Source organism: Streptococcus lactarius, from assembly GCF_016642265.1.
Taxonomy (GTDB): Bacteria; Bacillota; Bacilli; order Lactobacillales; family Streptococcaceae; genus Streptococcus; species Streptococcus lactarius.
On sequence record NZ_MRXX01000015.1, the window covers coordinates 112,596 to 130,481 of the forward strand.

At 43.5% G+C, this 17,886-nt stretch carries 15 protein-coding genes; all 15 read right to left on the reverse strand.

Features of this window, described 5'->3' with window-relative positions; all coding sequences use genetic code 11:
• Window positions 1-18: 18 nt before the first annotated feature.
• On the reverse strand, window positions 19-2,046 hold the full coding sequence (locus BTU61_RS10390; RefSeq protein WP_420882257.1) for a CshA/CshB family fibrillar adhesin-related protein: 2,028 nt from the start codon (window positions 2,044-2,046) through the stop codon (window positions 19-21).
• A gap of 204 nt (window positions 2,047-2,250) precedes the next feature.
• A complete protein-coding gene (locus BTU61_RS09555) occupies window positions 2,251-3,090 on the reverse strand; it encodes a thymidylate synthase (RefSeq protein WP_200773329.1) in 840 nt (279 codons plus the stop codon).
• A gap of 90 nt (window positions 3,091-3,180) precedes the next feature.
• Entirely contained in the window at window positions 3,181-4,140 is a 960-nt protein-coding gene (locus tag BTU61_RS09560) for an ROK family glucokinase (protein ID WP_200773330.1), read from the reverse strand.
• Window positions 4,141-4,225: 85 nt separating this feature from the next.
• Window positions 4,226-4,744 carry a hypothetical protein gene (locus BTU61_RS09565; RefSeq protein ID WP_187539907.1) on the reverse strand — a complete coding sequence of 173 codons (519 nt, stop codon included), beginning with the start codon at window positions 4,742-4,744 and terminating at the stop codon, window positions 4,226-4,228.
• A 9-nt stretch (window positions 4,745-4,753) separates the two neighbouring features.
• Window positions 4,754-6,622 (reverse strand): ABC-F family ATP-binding cassette domain-containing protein, encoded by a 1,869-nt coding sequence (locus tag BTU61_RS09570; RefSeq protein ID WP_200773331.1) that lies wholly within the window; start codon window positions 6,620-6,622, stop codon window positions 4,754-4,756.
• Complete coding sequence (locus tag BTU61_RS09575; protein ID WP_200773332.1) at window positions 6,619-7,830, reverse strand: CCA tRNA nucleotidyltransferase; 1,212 nt, start codon at window positions 7,828-7,830, stop codon at window positions 6,619-6,621. Before BTU61_RS09575 ends, BTU61_RS09570 begins: the two co-directional genes overlap by 4 nt.
• Window positions 7,827-8,594, reverse strand: coding sequence for a 4-hydroxy-tetrahydrodipicolinate reductase (gene dapB / locus BTU61_RS09580; RefSeq protein WP_200773333.1), 768 nt, complete (start codon window positions 8,592-8,594; stop codon window positions 7,827-7,829). The genes BTU61_RS09575 and dapB overlap by 4 nt, the downstream gene beginning before the upstream one ends.
• A gap of 10 nt (window positions 8,595-8,604) precedes the next feature.
• Window positions 8,605-9,453 carry a DegV family protein gene (locus tag BTU61_RS09585; protein ID WP_200773334.1) on the reverse strand — a complete coding sequence of 283 codons (849 nt, stop codon included), beginning with the start codon at window positions 9,451-9,453 and terminating at the stop codon, window positions 8,605-8,607.
• Window positions 9,454-9,456: 3 nt separating this feature from the next.
• Window positions 9,457-9,831: a DUF1149 family protein gene (locus tag BTU61_RS09590; RefSeq protein ID WP_200773335.1), complete on the reverse strand. Its 375-nt coding sequence runs from the start codon at window positions 9,829-9,831 to the stop codon at window positions 9,457-9,459.
• Window positions 9,832-9,965: 134 nt separating this feature from the next.
• Window positions 9,966-11,048, reverse strand: a complete 1,083-nt coding sequence (locus tag BTU61_RS09595) for a hypothetical protein (RefSeq protein WP_200773336.1) — start codon at window positions 11,046-11,048, stop codon at window positions 9,966-9,968.
• A 55-nt stretch (window positions 11,049-11,103) separates the two neighbouring features.
• Window positions 11,104-11,541, reverse strand: coding sequence for a hypothetical protein (locus tag BTU61_RS09600; RefSeq protein WP_200773337.1), 438 nt, complete (start codon window positions 11,539-11,541; stop codon window positions 11,104-11,106).
• A gap of 124 nt (window positions 11,542-11,665) precedes the next feature.
• Window positions 11,666-13,669 (reverse strand): PTS fructose transporter subunit IIABC, encoded by a 2,004-nt coding sequence (locus BTU61_RS09605; RefSeq protein WP_200773338.1) that lies wholly within the window; start codon window positions 13,667-13,669, stop codon window positions 11,666-11,668.
• On the reverse strand, window positions 13,666-14,577 hold the full coding sequence (pfkB, locus tag BTU61_RS09610) for a 1-phosphofructokinase (RefSeq protein WP_200773339.1): 912 nt from the start codon (window positions 14,575-14,577) through the stop codon (window positions 13,666-13,668). The genes BTU61_RS09605 and pfkB overlap by 4 nt, the downstream gene beginning before the upstream one ends.
• On the reverse strand, window positions 14,574-15,317 hold the full coding sequence (locus tag BTU61_RS09615) for a DeoR/GlpR family DNA-binding transcription regulator (protein WP_200773340.1): 744 nt from the start codon (window positions 15,315-15,317) through the stop codon (window positions 14,574-14,576). The genes pfkB and BTU61_RS09615 overlap by 4 nt, the downstream gene beginning before the upstream one ends.
• Before the next feature lie 169 nt (window positions 15,318-15,486).
• On the reverse strand, window positions 15,487-17,811 hold the full coding sequence (locus BTU61_RS09620; protein ID WP_200773341.1) for a CAP domain-containing protein: 2,325 nt from the start codon (window positions 17,809-17,811) through the stop codon (window positions 15,487-15,489).
• Window positions 17,812-17,886: the final 75 nt, after the last annotated feature.

Below are 17,886 nucleotides of genomic sequence, written 5' to 3' on the forward strand. Positions count from 1 at the left end.
TCCCGTTGGGCTTTCAATTTATTTATCATCCTTAGCAATCCGAGCACGAACACCTAACTCAGTTACGCTAGGATCGATATAGGTTTTGCTCTTAGTGAATTTTAAGGTAACAGCACCATCCTTGGGAATAGTAGCCAAGTCAGAGCGTTCGTCTTCATCAAAGGTTCCGTTTTGGTTAAAGTCAATCCAACCATAAATATAAGCTTTGGGAGCCCCATCTGTGTGAGCTTCCACCGTAATCGTGTAGTCCCCTGGATGGGTACGATCCATCTTAATCATCTCATTGGTCGTCCCTTTGAGGTCAGCTGGGAGCAATTGATCAACTCCTTCGTCAGCTGTCGTCGCCTTGTCATCCCCAAACCAATCAAGTGCGTTGTTTTCATCCATATCAGGACTCAAGTGACCAAGATAAGGTTGATTGACTTTTTTACCGGTCACTCCATCAACCGTTGCGATAGAGTGGATCGCCTTGCCATAAGACGCTGGTGCATCCCCTTCATCAAGCGGGAAGAAACCGAACATAGCGGATTGTTTCCCACCTGAAGCAATGTACAGACCTATCTCAGAAGCTCCTTTTGTCATCACAAGAGGAACAGCAACATCACTTGAAGAAATATTTGGTCCGAAGACTCCTGTTCCAAGACCACCAGTTGTTAAATCGGCACTTCCAAAGTACTTCCAAGCGACCTCTTTTTTGTCTGGTCCGACTTGATTTGAACGTCGAAGTTGATCAAGGTTGGTCCTATAAAGATTCATGCCATTTATATTAGTGGAAGGGTTTGAACCAAATAAATTGTCTGTATTTTGTGGAATATAAGTTTTCGTATTTTTATTATTGTTCTTTAACCATTCCCCAATGTGTTGCCAACCTTCTCCGTTTGTGGTGAATAGTACCAATTCACCTGGGTTAGCGGACTCACCATCTGCCATGACAATAGCAGGTTTGACGTTCTTGCCACGGAAAGTAGCCGAAACTTCAAACTGAACCCCAATATTACCCCCGTCAAGCTCAGCACTGATGGTTGTTTTTTTAGTCCCAGTATTGATGCCTTCTTTTCGTATTTCGGTCCATTGGTTTTGAGCTTCGGCAACAACTTTGGCTTCTTCACCAGCAGCAAAAGCTGCTTTCGTATTATTTCCAGTAGCCCCATTCACATAACCATTTCTGGCATTTGGATCATAGGTCGCTTTTCCAGCAGCTGTCGCTCCTCGGTCTTCTAAACGCTTTTTGTAAATTTCTGTCGCTTGGAAAGGCTTCAAAGATTTAACTTTGATGGTTACCACATAACCCGGCATAATTTCCTTAGTATAGGCAGACCCTACTTGAAGAGCAAGATTCCCACTCGATGTCGTGGTAGTCCCTTTCCAATTGGCAGTATCCCCAAAGTCCAACCAAGAGATTTGGCTAGCCAAGTCAGTAGCTTTGATATTTGTTGTGAACCCTGGTTTTGCTTCTTTAGGAGTTGAAGTGGCATCTTGGACATCATCTCCAATTAGGTTTGGATCATTTGGATCACCGATAGAACGACGGCTACGACGACGAGGTGTATTAGCTGTCTCTTCCGTTGCTACTGTATTATTTGGTGTTACACCTTGTCCAGCTGAAAGAGTTGGTGCTTCTTTTTTATCTGCACTTGTTGAAGTTGTTTCTACCGCCTTATTTTCTGGCGTAGTTACTTCTAGTCTTGGTGTTGTTGCAGCTGTTGATGTTTCCGGTGCATTTGAGGCAGCAGATGCTGCTGTGCTCGTGCTTAAAGCGGAACTTGTAGACGCTGGTGCAGTGATTGCTGCGTTTGCATCATAAGTCGATGATGCTGGTGCAGTTGATGTTGCTGAAGTTGCTGCGGCTGTTGATGTAGCCTGTGCTTCTGGAGCTGGCGTCACAGCTGCGGCACTATTTGATTTCGAATCTGACTGCTCATCTGCGGCTGCACTTGCAGCGGTTCCCACCATGACAAGTGTTCCCAAAAGTACTGAGCAAACACCCACATTCAATTTACGAATTGAGAATCTGCTAATACGATCATTAAATAAGTCTTTTCCCATTCAATGGACCTCCATATTTATCTATAAATTAACATTCTTTTTAAAATTGTTTAGTTTTTTCCAAACCTTATCTATTTTAACAAAACCCGAACGATTTTCAAAATGTTTTGACTCAAAAATGAGTAAAAATTTTTAGCTGAAATAATTTTAAATTTAAAACAATTTTACCCGTAAATACAGGCATCAAAAAACCTTGATTTATCACTAAATCGCGAGTTCAAACTTTAACTGTGGCTTCACTGGATCATAATCTACCAGTTCAAAATCTTCTGGTTTGATATCAAAGAAATTCGTCCCATCTGGCACGTTCAAGACCAGGTGTGGCTGGCAATTTGAAGGCTCTCGTCGGAGCAATTCTTCTGCTTGCTCAAATTGGTTATCATAAATATGAAGGTTGTTAATGAAATAAAAGAACTTGCCGACCTTCCAGCCGAAGTGTTTGGCGATCATCATCTGAAGGGCTACATACTGCATGGCATTGATATGGTGGGCCACCAGCATATCATTGGAGCGCTGGGTCAGAGTCGCATCCAGATAGATCTCCCCGTCCACGCGCCGCACGTCCAGCATGGTTTGAAAGGCACATGGCAAGAGACCATCGGTTTCTTCAAAGGCTTCATAATCCCAAAGCGAGATGATATTGCGCCGATTCCAAGGGTTGGCTTCTAATTGCTTGAGGATCTTGTGGATGATGTCATGCTTTTTGACCACAGCACCATAGCGCTGACCGATGGTGCGACTATCCCCTACTTCCCAGTCATTCCAGTAATGAACATTGTACTTATCTTCTAAAAGATCCAAGCTATTAGACTGGTCTTGGTAGATCCAGAGCATCTCTTTGATCGCGGATTTGATGGCGATGGGACGCAGGGTCGTGATCGGAAACTCGCCTTTAGCGAGATCAAACTCCATAAAAGCACCTGTGATATATTTGGAATTAGCCGTTCTGCCATCCTTGTACTTGGGACGGGCTTGCTCTGACCAGACCCCTTCTTCCATGATTTTTCGAATGTTTTCCTTAAATATAGTATCTGCTTTTGTCATAAAAACTCCTTGAATCTACTATTGCCTTCATTATATCATAGGTCAAGAAAAAAAGGAGATCCGAGCTTTTGGCTGGACTCCTATTTTTTCTTATTGCAATACAAGCGATGCTGCACCGATGACACCAGCATCATTTCCCAACGTAGCAAGCGCCAATTGAGTTGATTCGCGTACTTGTGGGAAGGCATTTTCTTCAAAGACTTTGCGCACACCATCAAGAAGGAAATCACCCGCAGCAGATACCCCACCACCGATTACGATCTTGGATGGGTTCAAGGTGGAGCCGATATTGGCAATCGCAAGACCTAGGTAGCGAGCAAAGTTCTTGTAGACGATCAAGGCAAGCGCGTCTCCTTCTTTTGCAAGGTCAAAGACGATCTTGGCTGTCACTTCTTCACCATTGTCGATCAAGGTTTTCAATTGAGAAGTTCCTTCATAGACATCTGCATAGCGACGTGTCAAGTTGACAATCCCTGTAGCAGAAGCAACGGTTTCAAGACAACCTTTCTTACCGCAAGTACATTGGATTGGATCATCAAAATCAACTGTGATGTGGCCAAGCTCTCCAGCCGCACCTTTGATCCCGTGCAAGAGGCGTCCTTCAGCGACGATACCGCCACCAACACCTGTTCCAAGTGTCATAAAGACTACGTCCGGTTGGTTTTCACCAGCCCCTTTCCAACGTTCACCCAAGGCAGCAACGTTGGCATCGTTGTCGATGAAGAATGGAATATGAAGCGCACTTTCGATTTTTTCTTTGACTGGTTGAAGAGTCTTCCAGTTCAAGTTGTAAGCACCGATAACGGTTCCTTTTTCGCGGTCCACAACACCTGGTGAACCCATTCCAATTCCTTGGAATTCAGCAGCATCCAATCCCAACAATTTCAAGCGATGAGCGATAGACTCGATCATATCGTCTACGATATGGCTACCTTCATCCAAAATATTTGTTTTGATAGACCATTTTTCTTGCACTTCTCCATCCAAGGTGAGAATGGCGAATTTGATGGAAGTACCTCCAAGGTCAATCCCGATAATCTTTTTTGACATCTGTTTCTCCTTTCGAATCGCGTCAATGCTTCTCCCTTATTATAGCAGACTTTCTGCCAAAGGAAAAGGTTTGCAATGCATTTTTTTATTTTCTTAATAAGAGGCTAAAGGACTGAAATCCTAAGAATAAAAAGATCAAGCCAATGATATTCAGCAGAAAAACACTGATAGACAATGGACTTACAATTAAAAACAGGCCGATAAAGAGTTGAATCAAGGCGAAAAAGATAAAGCGCTTGGCCAACTCTTCGATCTTTCCTGAGTAGAAATTAGCTTTCTTGAAATTGAGTACAGCTCTGTAGATCAACCAGATCCCTAAGGTCACTGGAAAAACAATTGGGAGCGTTTGGTAGCCATAAAGGAGCAGATAGACTGCAAAGACTAGAGCGACCATACTGTGAAAGAGCTGTTGCTGCTTGATGATGCCGACCTGACGATAGCGAAAATAACGGAAAAATCGCGAAAGCGAGATCAGAAAGAATCCGCATGAAATCAACCAACTAAAGGAGCCAATATGCTCAATCGGATTGATAAATAAGACAAGACCAATCAAGGTAAAGATAGTTGCTGAAATCCCAAGGGATATCCGGTTTAATGGATTCATAGTGCCTCCTTATTCGTCTAGTTCACTGAGATATTCGTAGCGATCGTATTTTTCAAGCAGGTCTTCATTGGCTTGGTCCAACTCCTTTTGAAGGGTTGATAACTTGCCAAAGTCTGATCCATTTTCATTCATCTCGGCTTCGATCTCTGCGATCCGCTGTTCGATTTTTTCGATATCTGCTTCGATGCTGGCCCACTCCTGCTTTTCCATGTAGCTCATGCGTTTTTTCTCTTCTTTGGGTTTGGCCGTTTTCTCTTTTTCAAGCTTAGGACTGGTTGCTGCTTGCGCTGTTTCAAAGGCTTTTTCATCCAGATAGTCCGTATAATTGCCAAAGAACTCACGAATGCCCCCATTTTCAAAAGCGAGGATTTTACTAGCGACCTTATCTAGGAAATAGCGGTCGTGGCTAACGGTAATGACGGGCCCACAAAAGTGTTGGAGGAAGTTTTCCAGAACTGTCAACGTGGCAATGTCCAAATCATTGGTCGGCTCATCGAGGAGAAGCACATTGGGCTTTTCGATCAAGAGTTTGAGCAAATACAAACGCTTCTTCTCCCCACCGGAGATTTTTTCGATCAAGGTGCCGTGCATCGAGCGCGGAAAGAGGAATTGCTCCAAGAGATCCGCGATAGAGGTGGTTCCAACATTCGTCTTCACTTCCTCAGCCACTTCCTGCAAGAAATTGATCACGCGCTTGCTCTCATCTAATCCTTCGATTTGTTGAGAGAAATAAGCGATCCGAACTGTTTCACCAATAATGACTTGCCCACTCTGAGGGTGGAGTTTCCCAGCGATAAGATTCAAAAGAGTGGATTTGCCGACCCCATTGTCCCCAACAATCCCGATCCGGTCTTTGTTTTGCACCAAGAGATTAAAGTCTTGTAAAATCGGCTTATTTTCAAAAGCAAAACTCACATCTTTAAACTCGATCACTTTCTTTCCGATCCGGCTGGTCTCAAAGTTCATCTCCAAATCCGTCTGACTACTTTGACCAGACAAGTCCTGCTTAAGATCATGGAAACGATTGATCCGCGCCTGTTGCTTGGTCGCACGCGCCTGAGGTTGACGCCGCATCCAGGTCAACTCCTGCTTATAGAGTTGCTGCTTCTTATGAAGAAGGGCCGCATCACGCTCATCTTGCTCAGCCTTTAAACGGACATAATCCTGGTAATTGCCTTGGTACTCAATCAAACAAGCCCGATCCAACTCAAAGATCCGTGTCGAGATATTATCCAAGAAATAGCGATCGTGGGTAATGAAGAGGACGGTTTTCTTAGAGTTTTTCAGGAAATTGGTCAACCATTCGATGGTATCAATGTCCAGGTGGTTGGTTGGCTCATCTAGTAAAAGCAGGTCGTGGTGAGACAGCAAAACCTGTGCCAGTTGCACCCGACGACGCAAGCCACCAGATAGATCCCCAACCTTGGCATTCAAGTCTTCTATTCCAAGCTTAGAAAGAACGGTCTTGACCTGACTCTCGATCTCCCAGGCATTAAGCGAGTCCATCTCTGCCATCACCTTTTCAAGACGAGCTTGGTTTTGCTCTCGGTAATTGGCCATCAAAAGCTCATAGTCACGAATCAGCTGCATCTCCCGCAAATCGCTAGACAATACTGTATCCAACACTGTCTTTTGATCATCAAAATCAGGCTCCTGCGTCAAGTAGCCAATTGTATAATCACTCTTTGCAGAAAAAGGACTAACATCCCCGTCAAAGCCAGAGCGACCGGACAAGACATCTAACAGAGTGGTTTTTCCGGTTCCATTGACCCCGATCAGACCGATCCGATCCAAATCGTGGATAATAAAGGAAATCTCACGAAATACGGTCTTATCTCCGACAGATTTGGTTAATTTATCGACAATAAAATCGCTCATTTTTCCTCCTCTTTGAGTTGCTGAATAAAGGTCAGGATAGCCTCTTTGTCATTGGCCAATTCCCCATCGACAATGGCATATTCAATTTTTGTCAAAATGTCTCCCAAAGCAGGCCCAGACTGAAAACCGTAGTCTTTGATCAGCATCCCACCATTGACCACAACCTCGTGCTTATCATGAATAGTCAGGCTGTCATAGACCTGCTCAATCGCTAGGTAATCGACACTTAATTCAGAAGCCTCCCGTAATTCTTCCGCTAGTAGCAACAAACGCTTGTCGTATTTGTAGCAATCTCGCTTATCTAGACTTCTCTTTTGACGGATATTTAAGATTTCCACGATCCGCTCCACAGTCTTTGCAAAATCACGTGAGGTCTTCCAACATTTCATGAACTTGGGAATATCTTGAATCTCCAATGCCAAGACCAAGGCTGCCCAGGCTTGCTCAGAGGTGGTAAAAGTAAATTCCAGCTCTAAGTCAAACAAACGCTCGATCGCTTCTTTGCGATCCTTCATCTCTGGCAGATAGTGATAAGCTCCACTTACCATCATAGCCTCCAAGCCTTGTCTCCAGTAGGGCGAAAGCAAGAGCTTATCAAACTCAATAAAAGTGCGCTCAACAGAGATCTTCTCTAGCAAAGGAGCACATTCCTTCATGGCGTCAAACGTTGCTTCTTCCAGATCAAAGCCGAGACTGGCCTGAAAACGAAAGCCCCGCATAATTCGCAAAGCATCCTCATGAAAGCGTTCGTGAGGGACTCCTACAGCCCGTAGAAGTTTATTTTCTAAATCTTCTAAGCCATCAAAGAGATCGACAATCTCTCCTTTTTCATTCAAGGCAAAAGCATTGACCGTGAAATCACGGCGTTTGAGGTCTTCTTCCAGAGAGCGTACAAAAGACACGGAGCTAGGGCGGCGGTAATCTACATAGACATCCTCCGTCCGAAAAGTGGTGATTTCATATTCCTGCCCATTTTCAAGGACCAGAACCGTCCCATGCTCAATGCCAACATCCACTGTACGATCAAAGATGGCCTTGGTTTCTTCAGGATAGGCAGAAGAGGCAATATCGACATCGTGAATCGGGCGCTCCAAAAGGGCATCCCGAACCGATCCGCCGACAAAGTAGGCTTCAAAGCCCGCAGACTTTATCTTCTCTAATATTGGTAAAGCCTCCTGAAACTCAGAAGGCATCTTTTCTAATCTCATAGTAAGTGTTCCAAACCATAAACAAGCTCATGACGCTTGACAACTTCTTTAATTCCTAGATTTACTCCTGTCATGAAGGAAACACGATCGTAGGAATCATGGCGGAGAGTCAAGCCTTCACCTTGGCTACCAAAAATCACCTCTTGGTGAGCCACTAGGCCAGGCAATCGAACCGAATGGATGCGCATCCCTTCAAAATTAGCCCCTCTAGCTCCAGGCATCAACTCTTCTTCATCTACTGCACCTTGCTGGATTTTCTCGCGATTCTCTGAGATCAGCTCAGCTGTCTTAATCGCTGTTCCACTCGGTGCATCTTTTTTCTTATCGTGGTGCAATTCGATGATTTCCACATTTGGAAAATACTTGGCTGCTTGCGCTGCAAATTGCATCAAGAGCACAGCTCCAATAGCAAAGTTCGGTGCAATCAAGCCACCCAAGCCCTTGTCGCGAGAAAGCTCTGTCAATTCTTGAATCTGCTCAGGGATAAAGCCAGTCGTACCCACAACAGGCGCAAAGCCATTTTCAACTGCAAAGCGAGTATTTTCATAAGCCACCTTTGGCATGGTGAAATCCACCCAAACATCTGCTTCTAGACCCACAAGATCTTCTTTGCGGTTAAAGACAGGAACTCCTGCGACATCTGTCTCTTCTGCGAATGGATCAATCAAGGCTGCCAACTCCAGCTCAGGATCTCCTGACACCATCTGATAGGCTGCTTGCCCCATTCTTCCTTTAAAACCTGCAATAATGACTTTAATTGACATAGATTTCTCCTTAAATGACGGGAATATACCCAACTGCTATACTATGGTCTCCAAGGTGAGTCCCGATAACACCACCAAAAGTCGCAAACGGAATCTCTCCTTCCACACCATCAGCCACCAACAGTTGGCGAAGCGCTTCGGCTTTTTCAGGTACATTGGCATGGATGATAAAGACTTGGAAATGCCCTCCCGTAATCCCTTCATCAACGATTTCCACCAAGCGCTTGATCGCTTTCTTTTCCGTACGGACTTTTTCAAAAACTTCGATGACCCCTTGGTCATTAAAGTAAAGGATCGGCTTGATGCTCAAAAGATTACCAATGATAGCAGCACCATTTGAGAGGCGGCCCCCTTTGACCAAGTGGTCCAAATCGTCCACCATGATAAAGGCACCAGTTCCATCGATTTGCGTCTGCACATGTGCGACAATCTCGTCAAACGAACGACCCTCACCGGCCCATTTCAAGCAATTTTCAGCCATCATTCCTAAAGGAGCACTGGTGATTTTTGAATCCGGAAATTCGACGGTCAAGCCTTCAAATTCATCCTTCAAATACTGGATATTTTGGTAGAAGCCAGAAATCCCGGATGACAAGAAGAGACCAATGGCATGCGTATACCCTTTGGCTGTCAATCCAGCTAAGATTTCTTCTAGCTCGGCTACACTAGGCTGGCTGGTCTTTGGCAATTCATTAGATGCAGCCATCTTTTGGTAGAACTCCGCTTCCGTCAAGTTCTTCCCTTCTACATAAGACTCCCCATCGATATAGATCGGGATCTCTAAAATAAATAAGTCGTCGTGATGGATCACATCCTGCGGTAAATAGGCAGACGAATCCGTGATCACTGCTAATTTCATCGATTAAAACTCCAAATTAATCCCTGGTAAATCAAGGGCGATTTCTGTGACTTCATAGGTCAAACGGTTGAGCATATTCAAGCAAGGGCGAGCCAATTCTTCCACTTCATCTTTGCTGAATTCGCTTGGTTCATTAACATAACGTCCAATCAAGTGGTTAATCTGAGTGATGGTTCCACTGATTACAAAACCATCAAATACAATCATGTAGCTCAAAATCACAATCAAAGAAGTTGTGTTTTGTTGTTGATCACGATTGATTAATTGAAAGTTCACATCCACCTTTGTTTCAGGAATGCCATTTTCTTTTTCCCATTCAAAATTACGAGCGTCATAGTGGTATTGGCTGACAAATTCTTTTTCACGTTGGATATCCATTTTTATTCTCCTAAAAATATGCGTTATGCTTATTATACCATAATTCAGATCAAGATACCATTTCAGGATGATGTCAGTTTTGAGGATCAGAAAAAGAAAAGGCCGGGTGACCGACCTTTATAAACAAAGAATACCTAGTTCCGCTCGACCAAAGCCTGACGTTGCTTGTTTAGCTCATTATCCTTTTGTACGTCATAATATCTGTCAAACTCATCCTTGGTATTTACTTGATGTACTTGTCCATCTTTACTCAATTCTGCTGGAATCGTAATTCCTTCATAGAGATTGGTATTAGCAGGAACAAAGAGTTGGTACAAGTCAATAAACTGTTGGACATTGCCGTAGACTGTATCATCTTCAAATTTTGAGTCTAATAAGATATAAATTTGAGAGTCCTTTTCACTTAGTAATTGATAGGCTTTTGGATCTTTTGTCTCTAGTACACTATTTTTTAATACATTTTTTCTAAAAGATAGCATATTTTGATTTACACTATCAACCCCAGTTGTCGTACTAAGATTATCCGTAGTTTCTGAAATTCTATCTCTTAATTTACCTAAATCTACAAAAATATCTTGACGATTATTTCGTTGCATTTTCGTATCTTCCCACTCAATTTGCTTGGTCTCTAGATTTAACCAAAGATATTTGGTTTTTACTTTCCCTCCAGTGCTTTGATAGGTTTCGATAGGTAGGTAATCTTTTCCATCTTTTTCAACAATCGCTCCAATTTCTACTGGCTTATAAGTCTTATTATATTTTTTTACAAAACGATAAAGGTCTAGATCTTCTTTTTGTAAGGTGTGATCTTGTATTTTATAGATTGAAAGTTTGAAATAACCTTCAGAATCATCTTTTGGAAAAGACATTGTTGGCATATTCTTTAATCTTTTTATATTCTGACGAATAATATAGCGTTCATTAGATGCCCCATGCACACCTAAATAATTTTCGCTTATTTCTGGATTGTACTTGGCAAATAACTTATCTTCTTCTGGTGTTAGAGACTTCCAGTGTACTACAACTCCTCGTCCATCATCCAAGTATTTATAAGAATCGATTTCCCACTGACCTGTATAGTAATCATAGTTCTCGTATTTCTCACGCTCCTGCTTGGCTTTTTCTTGTTGCTGGTGATGTTGATAGGTCGCTAAGCCAAACATTGCAACCGCAATGGCTAAAATCAATGAACTAGCAATGATTAATTTCTTTTTCATTTATTTTTTCCTTCCCAACTAAGAATCTAATAAATTTCGAAAAATTTTTAGAAGGCTACTCGTCAAAAAGTTTTCCTTCTACACGAAGTGGACTACCGCTACCAATTCCTTCGATTACATCTTTCTCGCCGTTTTTACCGTCCTTTAAATAGACCAAAACACTCCAACTTGAATTTTGGATATGGTTAAAGCCTCCAAAGACCATAACAATTTCGCCACCTCCTTGTGGCGTACCATTTCCTATCTCATCCCATTGCGTTTCATCCCAAGCGATCTGAACAGATTCAACTTTAGGACTTTGAGATTTTACAAAATCTTCGATTTCTTTTCCATGTTTCTTTACCTCTTCTAACTGTTGTCCTTTGCTACTGACATGCTTTGTTGGATAGATCTTTTTTGAAAACAAATTTGGATGTTGTAAGCCGATGATTGTCCCTCCTGATAGGATCATGACTAGTATTCCCAAAATAAGGTATTTCTTCTTTTTTCTCATTGTTCCTCCAAGAAAAAATGCTTTTTACTATCATATCGAAATCTATAGAGATCCGCAACTTCATCACTAGTTGGTGTTTTTGGTCAATAAAAAAGGTTAGGAAGACCCAACCTTTTAGATATGCTTAGTTTTTAGGTTTGCGAAGCAATCCGAACAAGATACCACTTACGACTGCACCGATCAATACGAATACGAGGTAAAGAAGTGGATTTGATGTAAGGGCGATAACGAAGATCCCTCCGTGAGGTGCCATGAGTTTCAAGCCTGCAAGACCAACAAGGGCACCTGTCAAAGCTGAACCTGCGATAAAGCTTGGAATCGCACGAGCTGGGTCAGCTGCACCGAATGGAATGGCACCTTCTGTGATGAAGGAAAGACCCATGATAATGTTTGTCAAACCAGAATCGCGTTCTTCTTGTGTGAATTTATCTTTGAATAAGACTGTTGCCACGAATACCGCTAATGGAGGAACCATACCAGCTGCCATAACGGCTGCCATAACTACTGAACCACCTGAAGTTAATGTGGCTGCAAGAGTACCTGTACCAAAGACATATGCTGCTTTGTTAACTGGTCCACCCATATCGACAGCCATCATACCACCGACAAGAAGACCAAGAAGGACTGCTGAGCTCCCTGACAAGCTTGTAAGGAAGTTATTCAGACCAGTATTGATTGCTGCCATTGGAATATTTACAGCAAGCATTGCAAATCCAGTTAATGCCACACCAATTAGAGGCATCAATAAAATTGATTTTGCACCTTCAAGCGAACGAGGAACCTTTACGTATTTTTTAACTAACAAAACAATTCCACCAGCTAAGAAACCACCAACGAGAGCGCCGAGGAAACCTGATGACACCTGATGTGAAATAATCTTCATAATCGCTTCTTCAGCTGCTTTTGGATCCAACTTAGCAATTTTTGCATAAACGACAATATTTCCAAATGCAAGACCTGCTTTTGCAATAGCACCAGCCACAAATCCAGCAATTAAACCTGGTTTTTCAGCAATTGAATATGCAATAAATCCAGCTAGGATAGGCAACATAAAACTAAAAGCAGTATCACCTATTGCTTTTAATAGAGCAGGTAATTCGTGGTAACTACCTAAATGCGACAATTGATCTTGAGGTACCCCAAGAATTTGGTCAATCAAGAAGGCAAGGGCGATCAAGATACCACCACCGATAACGAATGGAAGCATTTGAGAAACCCCACTCATCAGGTGTTTGTAGAAGGCTCCACCTAAGCTCAATTTTTCTTGACTAGTGCTTGCTTCTGCCGCATTTTCTGCGTGGAAGACATCTGCTTTGCCATCCAAGATCGTTTGGATCAATTCTTCGGTTTGACGGATACCGGCTGCGACTGGTTTAGAGATCAATTTTTTACCATCGAAACGAGCGGTTTCAACTGCCTTATCTGCAGCAATGATGACCCCTTCAGCTTTTGCGATTTCTTCAGCGGTCAAGCGGTTGCCGACACCTGATGCACCGTTGGTTTCAACGCGAACTGTAACACCCATTTCTTCCCCTTTTTTGATGAGGGCTTCTTCTGCCATGTAAGTGTGGGCGATACCAGTTGTACAGGCTGTAACGGCAACGATGAGCGGTTTGTCAGAAGATACGGCTTCTTTGGCTGCTTCGGCTTTTTTCGCTTCTTCTGCGACTGCTTCTTGCTCTTCTGCATCAAAAGTTGCGATCACTTCATCTGGGTTGCTTGCTTGGCGAAGTTTGTCCGCAAAACCTGGTTTCATCAAGTATTTAGACAATTCAGCAAGGGCTGCCAAGTGAGTGTCATTGGCTCCTTCTGGAGCTGCGATCATGAAGAACAGGTCTGTTGGTTGACCATCAAGTGATGCGTAATCCACACCCTTGTTTGATTTTGCAAACAAGACTGTTGCTTCTTTGACTGCTTCATTTTTGCTGTGAGGCATAGCGATCCCTTCACCCAAACCGGTTGAAGTTTGTGCTTCACGGTTCATGATACCAGTTTTAAAAGTCTCAAAATCTGTCACCACACCATTGTCAACGAGCGATTGGACCATCTCATTGATCACGCCCTCTTTGTCTGTTGCTTGAAGGTCAAACAACATCACGTTTTTATTTAAAACGTCTTGAATTTTCATAGTTTTTCTACCTCTACTTTTTCATAAGTTTCTTTAATATAGTCCGCTGTCGCCAAATCATCTGAGAAGGTGGTCGCTGTGCCACAAGCCACTCCCCATTTGAAGGCTTCGATGACATCACCCGTCGTTGCGAGTTTCCCAGTAAAGCCTGCTACCATAGAGTCACCTGCTCCCACTGAGTTCTTGACTTGACCCTTGATAGGCTTGGCAAAGTAGGTACCACTTGGACTGACAAGGAGAGCACCATCCCCCGCCATGGAAATAATGACGTTTTGTGCTCCTTTGGCCAAGATTTCTTTGGCATAGCGTTCAATTTCTGGCAACTCCGTCAAGGTTACTCCAAAAATGGCTCCCAGCTCATGGTTGTTGGGTTTGACCAATTGAGGATTGAACTCCAAGGAATCAATCAAGGTTTGGCCTTCGAAGTCGCAAACGACTTGCGCCCCTGTCGCACGAGTTGTTGCGATTAGTTCTTTGTAAATGGCATTTCCAAGTGAAGATGGGGCAGATCCTGCAAAGACAACGACATCATCTGCACTTAAGCTAGATAGAATCTTGAGTAGTTCTTGCAACTGAGCTTCTGTCACTTCTGGACCATTTCCATTGATCTCTGTTTCTTGATCAGCTTTGATCTTGACGTTGATCCGTGTATCTTGGTCCACTTCAACAAAATTGGTAGAGATAGCTTCATTATTTAGGACATCTTCGATGAAACGGCCTGTGAAGCCGCCGATAAATCCAGTCGCTGTGTTCTCAATAGCGAGGCGTTTCAAAACACGACTAACATTGATCCCTTTACCACCGGCGAATTTATCCTCTGAAGCCATCCGGTTGACTGCGCCTGTCTCTACATGATCGAGACGAACAATATAGTCAATCGCTGGATTCAGTGTAACTGTATAAATCAAACCTCTATAACCTCCGTTTTTTCTTTTAAAACCTGCAATCGTTGCGGATCACACTGACTGGTGATAATGACAGCTCGCTTGATCGGAGCCACTTTGACAAAAGATGTCACACCAATCTTAGAATCATCCGCCAAGATATAGGTTTTTTTTGCATTTTCGATAATCGCACGCTTGACAGACCCTTCTTCCAGGTCCGGAGTGCTGTAATAGTCATCATCGATTCCATTCATTCCAAGAAAGGCCTTGTCAAAGTTCAACTGACCGATCTGATTGAGCGCGATCCCTCCGATACTGGCATCAGTGGAAGATTTGACCTTGCCACCGATGATCACTGTCGGAACATTGCGCTCGACCAGCTTGGTTGCGTGGTGAATCGAGTTGGTCACCACCGTTACCGTTGGATTTACAATTTCTTGTACCAGTAGCTCATTGGTCGTCCCAGCATCGATAAAGATCACATCATGATCTTGGATCATCTCTGCTGCTTTCAAGGCTATCTTTGACTTAAATTGGATGTTTTTGATAGATTTTTCTGTATTACTTTCTTCCTCTTGGAGAAAGTGCAGGCTTTCCGCACCGCCGTGAACCCGGCGAAGTTTGCTTTCAGCCTCTAACTCATCTAAGTCTCGTCGGACAGTCGATTCAGACGTTCCCAGCTCTTGTACAAGGGTATCCAAGGAAACGAAGGTTTCCTTTAGCACCTTTTCGAGGATGAATTGTTTTCGTTCAGATTTAAGCATTGCTCCTCCTTTGCAATCGATTACAAGACCTATTATACTCTATTTATATTTTTTGTCAACAAAAAATTATCACTTTCTGTCATTTTCTTTCATTTTTTTAAAAATAGCAAAAAAGCCAGAATGGATTATCCTGACTTTTTCTATGTTCACACATGTATAGGTGTATGTTTTAATCAATTTTTGTATGTTGCTTTTTCTTCTTGAAGCCGAATAATCCAGCTACAAGCCCGACTAGTACACCTGTCGTCGCTACGAGAACATTTTTACTGTTATCTGCTCCTTCTGGAGCTTGACTGTTTGCTTTTTTAGGGTTGATCACTTCAACTTTTGCTTCCTGTTTTGGCGCCGCTTGAGCAACTTCATGCTGGACTTGTGAATGGCTGTCACTTGGCGGAAGAAGAGTCGGTGCATCTGACAGGGTTGTCGGATTGCTGGAGCGAATATCACTTGGCAGATCTGCAGCTTTCAAAACAGTTGGCTCAATGCGAGAGGCTAGTTCCTCATACCGGGAGTTCAATTGTTCGATAGTCTGATGATAAGACTGCAAGGTTGCAAATTCAGCCTCTAGTGTATCCTTTTTATTCTCCAGATTGGCGACAGAAGCTAGCAGGTCAGACTGGGCTTGCATCAGCAATTCTGGTGCATGTTGCAGGTCTGAGAGACGTTTTTGTGCATCCTCTAGTTTTTCTTGAGCTGCCTTCAGATGACCATGCGCTTCTTGGACCACCTGAGCTTTCTGCGCCTCCTCTTCCTTCAGCAAAGTTAATTTCTCACGCGCAGCAGCTAACAAATCTTTGGCCTTTTGAAGTGCTTCTTCTTTTGGCTGAATGGATGATTCGATCCGATTGCGTGACACGGCAAGCGTCGCTTGGGCTTTTTCGACAGCCGCATCTTTTTGCACAAGAAGGATCTTGTAATGTTGGATGGTCTGTTGAGTGGTTCCTTTTTCCACTTCCAGATTAGCAAGAGTATGGCGAGCATCCGCTAGCTTTCCTTCTAGAAGGAGGATTTGAGACTCTTGGTTGCTCTTATCTACTTTGAGCGAAGCGACTTCATCTGCCTTGCTCTTCACATCTGCTCTTGTCGTTGTAGCTCCAGCTCCTTGACGAAGGCGATAAGCTAAAGCACTCGTCGTCACAGCTGAAGTTACCGGTGTGTGTATGAAGGCTGCTTCAGACATGGCATTGGACGGATCGTAAGCGACGGACAAAGCTGTGGCTTTATTGTCCATCATTTGAAGGTAGTGCCCCACCTTGGCAAAGGCTTCAGCCCCGATCTTCATATAAATAGCATTGGCATCGATCTGTGTTTCATCTATTGACAGGTCAAACTGAGCAGCCACTTCTTGGTAGGCCGCCTTTTCGTTGTACCAAAAATCGACCGCACCAGCAGGTGAAAAACCATAGGCAATGTTCTCGTTAGGCAGATACTTGAACATATGCCAGTTGGCTTTTTTAAAGTATTCTAGCTGAATTTGGCTAGCAGGAAGGGAATAAGGATCGATTTCAAGCTCCGCAAGACCCGCATTGCGACGGTAAGTATTGATAGCATCTGCGATTTCAAGGGCGCGCAAGTTGGCATGGAGAGAGCTAGATTCACCCACCGTAATGCCGTCTTCTTCACGGCCGCGTTTGTAGAGTGCCAAGGCACTTGCTGCTGCGTCGTTACCTTGATTGGCTAAGACTTGCAAGTAGCTCTCGTAACTGGCTTGGCTGAGCTGGACAGGACTATTTGCAGCTGCTTGCTCAATAGCCACCAATTCTGCTTCCTTGGTGTTAATGACTGCTTTCAGGTCTTCTAAGTGGATCTGAGCACGTTGGATTTCACCTTCTAGATGACCAACTAAGTCTGTTTCTTCTTGTTGGCTGGTTTGTATAGAAGCAAGATACTGCTGTGATTCCCGAATGCTTCGTTCAACTTGACTTTGCTCAAGCAGGGCTTGTTGCAAAACCTGTTCATCGTTCGAAATTGGCGCCTTGGCTTTTTTCCATTCATTTTCCGCAACATCGACCAAAGATTCCTGAGCCGTCACCTGGTTTTCTTGCTGGCGAACTGCTTCCGAGACCTGAGCATGCGCATTTTCAGCCTCTCGAACCTTGTCTTCTTCAATGGTCACATAAGCTTGTGCAACTTTGACACCATTTTCCGCATCCCTAATCTGCGTATCTGAAGTGGTCACGACCAAGTTTTCAGCATCTGTCACTGCTGTCTTTTTCTCATCTAGCTCTCGGCCAGCTGTTTTGACCTCTGTTTGGGCCTCAGATACTTTTTGTGCTTGGTATTGAACATCCTTGGACACTTGCCCTTTTTGAGCTGTAATTTGCTTCAATTCATCGACTGAAGCAGGTTTATCCACAACTTCAGTACTATTGGTCTTTGTTGTATCACTTTGCTGCATCTCTTCCGCACGCGCCTTGTGGCTAAACAAACCTGATAGCAAGGTCGTCGCAGCAACCCCCGTCGTGAAAACCGATTTTCCTAATTTCTTTCCCATAAACTCACCCCCAAAACCGAATCCTATCTCGAATTTTTTCACCTTCCTAGCATACCACATTTTGTTACCAATAAC

Coding starts and splice junctions, on each gene's coding strand:
- BTU61_RS10390 (WP_420882257.1), bottom strand. CDS start 2,046: ATGGGAAAAGACTTATTTAATGATCGTATTAGCAGATTCTCAATTCGT.
- BTU61_RS09555 (WP_200773329.1), bottom strand. CDS start 3,090: ATGACAAAAGCAGATACTATATTTAAGGAAAACATTCGAAAAATCATG.
- BTU61_RS09560 (WP_200773330.1), bottom strand. CDS start 4,140: ATGTCAAAAAAGATTATCGGGATTGACCTTGGAGGTACTTCCATCAAA.
- BTU61_RS09565 (WP_187539907.1), bottom strand. CDS start 4,744: ATGAATCCATTAAACCGGATATCCCTTGGGATTTCAGCAACTATCTTT.
- BTU61_RS09570 (WP_200773331.1), bottom strand. CDS start 6,622: ATGAGCGATTTTATTGTCGATAAATTAACCAAATCTGTCGGAGATAAG.
- BTU61_RS09575 (WP_200773332.1), bottom strand. CDS start 7,830: ATGAGATTAGAAAAGATGCCTTCTGAGTTTCAGGAGGCTTTACCAATA.
- dapB (WP_200773333.1), bottom strand. CDS start 8,594: ATGTCAATTAAAGTCATTATTGCAGGTTTTAAAGGAAGAATGGGGCAA.
- BTU61_RS09585 (WP_200773334.1), bottom strand. CDS start 9,453: ATGAAATTAGCAGTGATCACGGATTCGTCTGCCTATTTACCGCAGGAT.
- BTU61_RS09590 (WP_200773335.1), bottom strand. CDS start 9,831: ATGGATATCCAACGTGAAAAAGAATTTGTCAGCCAATACCACTATGAC.
- BTU61_RS09595 (WP_200773336.1), bottom strand. CDS start 11,048: ATGAAAAAGAAATTAATCATTGCTAGTTCATTGATTTTAGCCATTGCG.
- BTU61_RS09600 (WP_200773337.1), bottom strand. CDS start 11,541: ATGAGAAAAAAGAAGAAATACCTTATTTTGGGAATACTAGTCATGATC.
- BTU61_RS09605 (WP_200773338.1), bottom strand. CDS start 13,669: ATGAAAATTCAAGACGTTTTAAATAAAAACGTGATGTTGTTTGACCTT.
- BTU61_RS09615 (WP_200773340.1), bottom strand. CDS start 15,317: ATGCTTAAATCTGAACGAAAACAATTCATCCTCGAAAAGGTGCTAAAG.
- BTU61_RS09620 (WP_200773341.1), bottom strand. CDS start 17,811: ATGGGAAAGAAATTAGGAAAATCGGTTTTCACGACGGGGGTTGCTGCG.